This is a genomic window from Sulfurimonas sp., from assembly GCF_047622445.1.
Taxonomy (GTDB): Bacteria; Campylobacterota; Campylobacteria; order Campylobacterales; family Sulfurimonadaceae; genus Sulfurimonas.
This window is the reverse complement of record NZ_JBLHOE010000093.1, coordinates 1-9748: the sequence shown is the minus strand read 5'-3', so window position 1 is coordinate 9748 and position 9748 is coordinate 1. Positions and strand designations below refer to the sequence as shown.

Sequence of the window (9748 nt, the reverse complement as noted above, 5' to 3'; positions counted from 1 at the left end):
TTTTTTTGCATTAAATAGGCAAAATTTTTATCGTTAATTACGCTCTCTAGCACGTTGTATCCTTAATATTTATAACTTATACTTGCAATTATATCAAAATCTATCATAGCATTGAGTAAGGCAATTTGTGAATACTTTTTTAAATCTTCTACATTTATATCTGCAGTGTGTAAAAACCCCTCATCTAGGAGTCTCTGCCTTGTTGTTCCTCGTAGAAGTGGTGAAGCAGGCGTGTACCAAATATCATTTTTATAAAATGCTACATTCGCAATACTTGTATCTGTAATACGTCCATTTTTTACAATCAAAATATCATCGCATTCTTCTCTCAACTCAAACAACTCATTTATTCTATCCCGAGCAGTTAATTTCTTTGCATACTCTATTGTGTTATCGTACACTAACCGTAAGGAGTGAATATCTCTTTTTGTATATGCATGGTACGTAACAGAAATGGAGTCTAGAGTATAAACTAATCTGCATCTGTATAGACCGCTTGAAGGTGGATGGAGGTATTCTTGAAGGTTTTTATATACGGATATACCAAGAGAGCTTAAAACACTCTCATAGCGTTTTTGATGGTAAGAAATATTAGATACTCTACCATCAATTGACTTGATGGTTTCTAAAAAACTATTCTTCAGCAAATAATGTAGTGCTTAAATATCTCTCGCCAGTATCACAAAGGATAGTTACAAGAGTTTTACCTTGAAATTCAGGTCGGGCGGCTACTTGCATTGTAGCCCAAACATTTGCACCTGCTGATATTCCAACAAGAAGACCTTCTTTTTTTGCTAACATTCGAGCAGTTTCAAAAGCATCTTCATTGGACACTTTAATAACTTCACTATAAACCTCAGTATTTAAAATTCCTGGAACAAATCCAGCACCAATACCTTGAATCTTATGTGGTCCACCTGATTCTCCTGAGAGTACAGCCGAATCTGTCGGTTCCACTGCAATAATAGCGATGTTAGCAATATGTTCTTTTAAAACTTGAGATGTTCCAGTAATAGTTCCACCAGTTCCAACAGCTGCAACAAAAGCATCAAGTTCGCTTTGTGTATCTTCTAAAATTTCTACGGCAGTTGTAAGTGTATGAATTTCAGGGTTTGATGGATTTTCAAACTGCTGTAAAATAACACTGTCATGCGTAAGAGCTTGAAGCTCTTCAGCCTTAGATATTGCACCACTCATTCCTTTTGCAGCAGGAGTAAGTACAAGCTCAGCACCAAGAGCTTTAAGTAAGTTACGTCTTTCAATACTCATAGAGTCAGGCATTGTTAAAATAAGTTTAAGACCTTGTGCAGCACAGTTTGCAGCGAGTGCAATTCCTGTATTTCCACTTGTCGGTTCTATTATTGTTGTATTTTCTGTAACTTCACCAGATTCCATCGCACGACGAATCATATTAAATCCGATTCTGTCTTTAACCGATGAAGTTGGATTCATAAACTCACATTTACCAAGTATTGTTGCACCTGTCAATTCAGAGGGAGTATTAAGCCTAACCAGAGGAGTATTTCCTACAAGTTCTGTAATATTTTTTGCTATTTTTGCCATTCTTAAATCCTTATTTTGTATTCTATCCTATAATTGGTAAAAATGCTTTCGTACCAACTTTTACTTTTGCACCGATTGTCATTCTCTCTAATTCTTCGGCACTTACAACTACCTCAACCAACTGCTGACCAATCGCAATAATAGCCACCCAAATCACATCAATTTGCACAATATCGAGTACTTCACCTTCAAATGAAAACTTTTGAGAACCTATTCTTTTAACAAGTGCATCTTTTGGTTTTCCATCACTTATAACTTTTCCATTTTCTAGAATTATCACTCTTTGTGCGAGTTTATATATTTCTATCGGGTCATGTGAAACCATAATAGTCGTAGTTCCAAACTTTTTATGAAGTGATAAAATTTCATTTTGTAACTTCATTCTCATTGCAGGGTCCAGCGCAGATAAAGGCTCATCCATCAAAAGTAATTTTGGTTCGTTCATCATAGCTCTACACAAAGCAACTCTCTGTTTTTGTCCACCACTTAAAGTGTTCGGTTTTCTACCTTTGAGCTCTGTTAATTCTGTAAGTTCTAAAAGTTGCTTTGCAAGTTCTTTGTCTTTTTTTACAAATAAAAGATTTTTTTCAACACTCATATTATCAAAAAGTGCATAATCTTGAAAAACAAAACCTATCTCTCTGTCTTGTACTCTCATCATTGTATTTTTATTTTGCCAAATTTCTTTATGTACTTTAATCTCTCCCTGAGAATCTTCAAGTCCAGCTAAGACTCGAAGTAATGTTGTTTTCCCACTTCCACTTAGACCACTTAAAGCTACAAAGGAGCCCTCTTTAATCTCAAAGTCTACATCTAAATCCATAAAACCATTTGTTCCATGGAGTTTCTTTTGTATATTTATCTTAATCATTTGTGAAACCCACCAATTCTCTTAGAGCTATTAAAAGTATAGACAAGCAAAAGTATTACAAAACTCATTACAATCATCAAAGCACTATAAATATGAGCACCTTCATAATCCATCATCTCAACCATCTCATAAATCGCAACTGAGGCAACCTTTGTTTCGCCATCTATACTTCCCCCAACCATTAAAACTACACCAAATTCGCCAACCGTGTGCGCAAATGTAATGATGATAGCAGTTAAAACTGCTGGTTTCATATTTGGTAATGCAACTTTAAAAAGAGTTTGCATCTGTGATTTTCCTGCGATATAAGATGCTTCAAGCATATTTTTGTTAATCGATTCAAATCCACCTTGGAGCGGTTGTACCATAAAGGGAAGTGAGTAAAAACAACTAGCTATTACCAACGAGGTAAAATTAAAAACAAGGCTAACACCAAAAACATTTTCAAAAAAACTTCCAAGCGGAGAGTTTTGTGAAAGAGAGACTAAGATATAGAACCCTAAAACAGATGGGGGTAAAACAATTGGTAAAGCTGTCAAGGCTTCTATAAATGGCTTTGCTTTTGAAGATGTTTGAGAAAGAAACCAAGCAAGAGGCAAGGAAATCACAAAGAGAATGAAGGTCGTTAATCCTGCTAATTTAAAAGATAAAATAAATGGAGTAAGTTCAAGATTAGTAAAAAATTCTATCATGAAATAATCTCTGAGATAGATAATTCACTTGCTTTTAAAAGCGCGATAACTTTATCTCCAACTTCTAGTTTCATCTGCTTAGACACCTCGCATGTTATCAAAGATTCAAAAATATTTCCATTGGCTTGGAGTTTAATGCTAGAGAGTAATTCACCATTATTTACCTCAAGTATACTCGCATGAATCTTGTTTGCATAACTTACTTTACCACTAAACTCTTTGGCAATGGCAATAGAACTAGGCTTTATTGCCAGAGTCACTTGTTTGCCAACTTGAACCTCTTCTCCTAGTCCAAGGCTCATCATTTTTAAATCTATCCCATTAAAATCAAATGTTACTAGATTTAAATTTTCTACATTCTGGATTTTTTTGATACTTGCTCGTAAAATACTCATTAAATTTCATACCCATATTTTATAAATATTTTTTGAGCCTTTTTACCTAAAATAAAATCATAAAAGTCTTGTGCTGATTTCTTACCTTTAGCTCTTTTAAGGAGTACTATACCTTGTTCTATTGGCTTATACAAAGAACTTTCCACCTCTTCCCAATGCACACCTTTTTTAAATCGCTTTAGCTTCGGCGAATAAAGTGAAGACTTCGCAACAAAGCCAATATCCACAGCTGAAACTGTGTAAGACAGAGTTTGTGCGGCTGATTCGCCATACACAATCTTACTCTTTATTTTTTCTAAAAGATTTGCATTCTTTAAGGCTTCAAAACTTGCTTTTCCATAAGGTGCAGTTTTGGGATTTGCGATTGCTATCTTTGAAATTTCTTTCGTGTTTAGAATATCTAAACCTTTGGAAAAATCACGTTCTTTCACGCTTAGGTATGCAAGAGAACCCCGCGCATACACACTCGGTGAAGTAATTGCATTTGCGCTCATAAATAAAGCCTTCGGATACTTCATGTTTGCCGACATAAAGATATCATAAGGAGCACCATTGTTTATCTGCGCTGTGAGTTTTCCACTACTTCCAACTATCACTCGGATTTTCACATTTGGGTACAAATTATTGAACTCTTTAGTAAGTGCTTTAATAGCATACGAAACATTTGCAGAGAGTGCAAGATTTATAGTCTCAGCGAAAACTGAGAATTGAAGAAGAAAAAAAAGTAAAAGTGTTTTTATCATAAGGCTATTTTACACTAAATAAGCAAATTTTGTTATAATCACTCCAATATATTCAAGGAAATATCTATGAAACTCTATGCTCCATGGGAAAAAGCTTTTACGAGGATCTCTACTCCTTTTGAACACTTTTTACATGCACAAACAACTACTGGTTTAGTATTACTGGGCACAACCATTTTGGCTTTAATCCTTGCAAATTCTCCTTTAAGTGATATTTATGCACATTTTTTTCATACAAATATAGATTTTAATGTTGGCGAGTGGAAGCTATCACACTCTCTTCACCATTGGATTAATGATGGCTTAATGGCTATCTTTTTCTTTATGATAGGACTTGAGATTAAACGTGAAATTCTTGCAGGGGAACTATCAAACATAAAGGTTGCCATGCTACCAATACTAGCTGCAATTGGAGGAATGGTTTTACCTGCACTCATATACCTAAGCATCAACTACGGGGGTGAAGGAGAAAATGGCTGGGGAATCCCAATGGCAACTGATATTGCCTTTGCCATCTCGGCACTTGTACTTTTAGGTAAACGTGTTTCACCAGCACTTGTGACGTTTCTTGTTGCACTTGCTATCGTTGATGATTTGGGTGCTGTATTAGTGATTGCCATATTTTATACAGAACAAATTCACTTTTTGCCACTTAGCTTGGCTATAGTCTCTTTTTTAATCATGCTTTCTTTTAATCGATTTGGAATACATACAGTATTCCCATATTTTATATTTGGAGTTATTATGTGGTTTTTCATGCTTGAATCTGGTGTACATGCAACAATCGCTGGTGTAATTGCCGCGATAACAATACCATCTACACCAAAATTAACTCCGGTAGACTTCACCTCACATGCAAAAAATCTACTTGATGAATATGATAACTATCCAGTCGCGACAGACCATACAATGCACGAAAACCAAAAAGCAATCCTTCTTAATCTTAAAGATCGAATAGACTCAGTTGGCTCGCCATCTGCAAGACTTGAACATGACCTGCACCTTCCAATAAGTTTAATCATTATCCCTCTTTTTGCACTTGCAAATGCTGGTATATCTATAGACCTTGCATCTATTAAAGAGACTATTCTCACTCCAGTTTCACTTGGTATTATTTTTGGTCTTATCTTAGGTAAAGTTTTAGGTATCGCTGGTGTAGCATGGATAGCTGTAAAGCTAGGTGTAGCAAAACTCCCTGAAGACACTACTATGAGTCAAATATTCGGTGTTGCTTTTTTAGGTGGAATTGGATTTACTATGTCTATTTTTGTGGCAGACTTAGCTTTTTTAGGAAATGATGTCTTCATATTTCAAGCAAAAGTTGGAATTTTAGCTGCTTCTTTAATATCCGGCATTGTTGGTTACACTTGGCTCAGACTAAGTGCTAAGAAAGTATAGATCAAGAATATAAAAGTAATGATATTGAAGAAGAACTTAATCCTTAAGTCCTTGAAAAAATTCCATCTCATGCTGCCTTAAAATACGAATCATATTTGTAGCACCTTCTACTCCAACAGGATCCCCTGCTGTGAGTATATAGCTCTCATCAAGATGTAAAATCTTTTTCTCTAATCCTTGATTCATCACTGCACATAAGACCTGTCCAAGAGAATCTTCTTTTACAAAAAAAGCTGGTACTACGCCCCAACATATCGTTAAAAATCTAGCCACTTTTATATTATGGACAACTGCATAGATATCATGTCGTGGACGGTAACGTGAAAGCTTCTTCACCGCTGTTCCAGATACGCTTAGAGCAATAAATCCCCATGCATCTATATCTTCACAAAGCCTCACTGCTGCTTCGTTGATACTATCTGTTGCATCTCTAATCTCAAATACGGAACATTTATTATAAGGATACATCTTCTCTGCACCTTGAATCGTTTGCATCATCGTCTCAACAGCTAAAACAGGGTTTACTCCCATAGCACTCTCTTCTGAGAGCATTACTGCATCTGTGCCATCTAGAACCGCGTTTGCTACATCACTTATCTCAGCTCTAGTGGCTGTTTCGTTAGTTGTCATAGACAGTAGCATTTGCGTAGCAGTAATAACTGGTTTTGAGGCTTCATTCGCTTTTTTTATAAGCATCTTTTGAAGAGCGGGAACTTCGTAAAAAGGAACTTCTATCCCCAAGTCTCCACGTGCAACCATAAGTCCATCACTATGTTCTAGTATTGCATCAATATTTTCAACTGCATCGAATTTCTCAATCTTTGCGAAGAGTTCAATATTGGCATTATGCTCCTCTATAATGTTTCTTGCATTTATCATGTCTTGTGCATCTTGAACAAATGAAATAGCCATAAAATCAACATCATTTTCTATACCCCAAAGCATATCAACTCTATCTTTTGGAGTTAGAACATCTATACCTAAACGGGTATTTGGAAAGTTTACACCCTTTCTAGAAGAGAGTCTTCCTGCATTTTGTACCTGAACTTTCACACTAGTTGAAGTGACTTCTGTTACTTTTGTACGAATGATCCCATCATAAAGATAGACTAACTCGCCTACTTTTAACTGAGATAAGATATGCGGATGATTAATACAGGTTTTATAATAATTTGATAAAACTTTATGCCCTAAAATCTCTTCTTGGAGAAATTCAACTGTATCTCCATAAACAAGATTAAAAGGTTCTTTGAGTTTACCTACCCGAATCTTCGGTCCACTAATGTCTTGAAGTACCCCAACAAAAAGTTCACTTTTTTTCTCAGCTTCTCTAATACGCTGTAAAACTTCATAATGGTATTCATGCGTTCCATGAGAAAAATTAAGACGAAAAACATTTACACCAGCAAGCATAAGTTTTTCTATCATCTCTAAAGAGTCTGATGCTGGCCCAATGGTTGCTAGTATTTTTGTTCTTTTTTTCATATTATCATCCTTTATATCTTATCTCTGAAGCATTAAAATCAAACTCTAAATCATCCGATGCTTCTTTATAAAGCAGAGGACTGTCAAGGTCTATATAAGCTATAACATCTCTATACGCCATTGCTAGGTGAAGTGCCGCGTTAATAGAATACGGTCCTTCAAGCATAGAGCCCAACATGCATTTCACATTCATCACTCTAGCGTATTCTAAAACCTCTACTGCTTTACTCAATCCACCGCATTTCATTAGTTTTATGTTTATCATATCTGCTGATTGAGACTCTATAACTTTTTTTGCATCTTGGAGTGTAAAGACTGTCTCATCTGCAAGTATTGGTATATGAGATTTTTGCGTAATAATTTTTAGAGACTCAATATCTTTTGCAATTACAGGTTGCTCAATTAACTCTATATTCACAGTTCTTACCGCTTCAATATACGCTAAAGAATCTTCCAAACTCCAAGCTTGATTTGCATCAATAATCAGTTTTGCTTCTGGGAGTTTATGGGCAATCTCTTTTGTTACTTTAACCGCATGAGCAATATCGCTCCCAAGTTTTACTTTTAAAATATGCAAACCTTTTTCAAAGTAAGCAATAGAATCTTCAATCATTGAATTGTAATCTTTCAAACTCACTGTAATATCTGTTTGCAAGGTACATATGTTTTCTTCACCGAAGTACTGAAAAAGAGTTTGGTTTTTTTCTCGTGCAAAAAGCCATACAAAAGCCATATCTAAAGCTGCTTTTGCACTACTTCCAATACTACTCTTGTGAAGAATTTCTAAAGCTTCTAATGGTGAAGTACCAATCAAACTTAACTTTACAGACTCAATAGAACTTAAAATATCCTCAAGCCCTTCACCCGTTATTGCCTTAGTTGCAGGAGCTTCACCAATAGCTTCAAAGCCATTGTCGCATGCTACATGTACTCTAACAAACTCAACATTCTCAACTCTTCGAAGTGCTGTAATAAATGGAGTTTTTAGGGGAATGGTCTTTAACTGTGTTTCTATACTTTTTATTTTCACTTAACTGACCTGTTTTCTTTCTTATATAGTATTCAAATTTATACAACATAATAGTTAAATAATGAAAAAACACTTTAATTTATAAATTAAATGACTTGTGACACTAGACGTGACACACTTATGATAGGATTTTCCTATAAATATTTATTATGTTAGGAGTACAAATGTCAGTAATAATTGAGAGAGCCGAAGAACATGAAAAGATAAAAAAACTTTTATCTAAAGAGATACCATCCTACAGACAAGCATATAGTGATAGAACTTCTATGATAATGGCATGTTTATCTGAACTTGCATATATAAAATTCAATGAACCATTATTAGATTCAACTAATAAAAAATTAATTAAAAATGCTACTAAATTGTTAGGTAAGGAAAAAGCTTCTTATATATATAAGCTCATTGATTTATTAGCTTATGACAGTGAGAAAGAAAGGAAAATATTAGAATCTGATTTAGTACTATTAAATTTAAAGCTTGAGAAAACTTTTGATGAAAAAGGAACACAAGCTATACTTGTATCAAGTGAGGAATTTTATGTACTAGCTTTTAGAGGTACAGAACCAACAAGTATAGCTGATATAAAATCTGATTTAGATGCAATACAAACATCTTGTGAAACGGGTGGGAGAATACATCGAGGGTTTAAAAGTGCTTTTAATGATGTTCATACTCAAATCCAGACTTATATTAATCAAAACCTCAAAGATAAACCTCTTTTTATAACTGGACATAGTCTTGGTGGTGCACTAGCTACTGTTGCTACTAAGAAGTTAATTTACCCTCAAATTGCGGGATGTTACACTTATGGTTCACCACGTATTGGAGATGAAAGATGGATGTTAGGTATCAGGTCACCAGTATATAGACTTGTAAATTCTGCTGACCCTGTTACTATGTTACCTCCTGGAAGTGATTTAATAGACATAGCTTCTCTGTTGGTAAAATTTATTCCAACATTTGGCGATTCGTGGAGTAAAAGATTAGAATCAAAATTTGGTGGATATAGCCATGTAGGATATATGAGGTATTTAACTAACATAGAAAATGGGAATTTTGGAGATGCAAGACTTTTATATTCTGTCAGTTTTTTACGAAGATTTAGAGCATATTTTTCCAACATAAAACATTATTCAAAGATTCCATCTGATCATTCCATGGTCGTTTATCGTAAGAAATTACAGTCAATTGCATATTATAAACAAAAAATTAATTAGGAGAAAATATGTATTTAAAGAAAATAGCACTAGCCTTAGTAGCTTTATTATTAACAGGATGTGTATCAATACCACCTGAAGCACCAACTTTGTCAATGGAACTTGGTAAAAAGATTTCATCAATTGAGAATACTCATATAAACCTATTAAATAAGTTTTTTGATCAAAAAAAAGAAGATGTTGATAAATTTATTGAAGATGAATGGATTCCTATTTTTGCTAAAAAGGTTTTCTCAAATCAAAAAGTTGAAAAATACTGGAATCAAATAGTCACTACAGATGACAAGAAAGAGCGATTAACTTTTTTAATTAAAATGGGTCCAAAACTACAAAAACAAATCAACAAAAAAAGAT

The 9748-nt window shown here is 34.5% G+C and carries 11 protein-coding genes; 3 read left to right on the top strand and 8 right to left on the bottom strand.

What is annotated here, in order from left to right; genetic code table 11:
• Positions 1–62: 62 nt before the first annotated feature.
• The 6 genes from ACI9TV_RS15090 to modA are packed head-to-tail and all read right to left on the bottom strand — an operon-like array spanning position 63 to position 4264.
• Complete coding sequence (locus ACI9TV_RS15090) at positions 63–647, bottom strand: aminotransferase class IV family protein (RefSeq protein ID WP_415251652.1); 585 nt, start codon at positions 645–647, stop codon at positions 63–65.
• On the bottom strand, positions 634–1563 hold the full coding sequence (gene cysK, locus ACI9TV_RS15085; RefSeq protein WP_415251651.1) for a cysteine synthase A: 930 nt from the start codon (positions 1561–1563) through the stop codon (positions 634–636). The genes ACI9TV_RS15090 and cysK overlap by 14 nt, the downstream gene beginning before the upstream one ends.
• Before the next feature lie 22 nt (positions 1564–1585).
• Entirely contained in the window at positions 1586–2434 is an 849-nt protein-coding gene (locus tag ACI9TV_RS15080; protein ID WP_415251650.1) for an ABC transporter ATP-binding protein, read from the bottom strand.
• On the bottom strand, positions 2431–3126 hold the full coding sequence (modB, locus tag ACI9TV_RS15075) for a molybdate ABC transporter permease subunit (protein ID WP_415251649.1): 696 nt from the start codon (positions 3124–3126) through the stop codon (positions 2431–2433). The genes ACI9TV_RS15080 and modB overlap by 4 nt, the downstream gene beginning before the upstream one ends.
• Complete coding sequence (locus ACI9TV_RS15070) at positions 3123–3521, bottom strand: TOBE domain-containing protein (protein ID WP_415251648.1); 399 nt, start codon at positions 3519–3521, stop codon at positions 3123–3125. The genes modB and ACI9TV_RS15070 overlap by 4 nt, the downstream gene beginning before the upstream one ends.
• Positions 3521–4264: a molybdate ABC transporter substrate-binding protein gene (gene modA / locus ACI9TV_RS15065; RefSeq protein ID WP_415251647.1), complete on the bottom strand. Its 744-nt coding sequence runs from the start codon at positions 4262–4264 to the stop codon at positions 3521–3523. The genes ACI9TV_RS15070 and modA overlap by 1 nt, the downstream gene beginning before the upstream one ends.
• A 66-nt stretch (positions 4265–4330) precedes the next feature.
• Between modA and nhaA the strand changes: the two genes are divergently transcribed.
• On the top strand, positions 4331–5662 hold the full coding sequence (nhaA, locus tag ACI9TV_RS15060; protein WP_415251646.1) for a Na+/H+ antiporter NhaA: 1332 nt from the start codon (positions 4331–4333) through the stop codon (positions 5660–5662).
• Between the two features lie 36 nt (positions 5663–5698).
• On the opposite strand, the gene pyk is transcribed toward nhaA, so the two are convergent.
• Both pyk and ACI9TV_RS15050 read right to left on the bottom strand, forming a co-directional pair.
• Positions 5699–7147, bottom strand: coding sequence for a pyruvate kinase (gene pyk / locus ACI9TV_RS15055; RefSeq protein ID WP_415251645.1), 1449 nt, complete (start codon positions 7145–7147; stop codon positions 5699–5701).
• Positions 7148–7151: 4 nt separating this feature from the next.
• On the bottom strand, positions 7152–8177 hold the full coding sequence (locus ACI9TV_RS15050) for a dipeptide epimerase (protein WP_415251644.1): 1026 nt from the start codon (positions 8175–8177) through the stop codon (positions 7152–7154).
• Between the two features lie 164 nt (positions 8178–8341).
• On the opposite strand from ACI9TV_RS15050, the gene ACI9TV_RS15045 reads away from it, so the two are divergent.
• Entirely contained in the window at positions 8342–9394 is a 1053-nt protein-coding gene (locus tag ACI9TV_RS15045; RefSeq protein WP_415251643.1) for a lipase family protein, read from the top strand.
• Between the two features lie 8 nt (positions 9395–9402).
• On the top strand, positions 9403–9748 hold a 346-nt coding region (locus ACI9TV_RS15040), incomplete at its 3' end, for a hypothetical protein (RefSeq protein WP_415251642.1).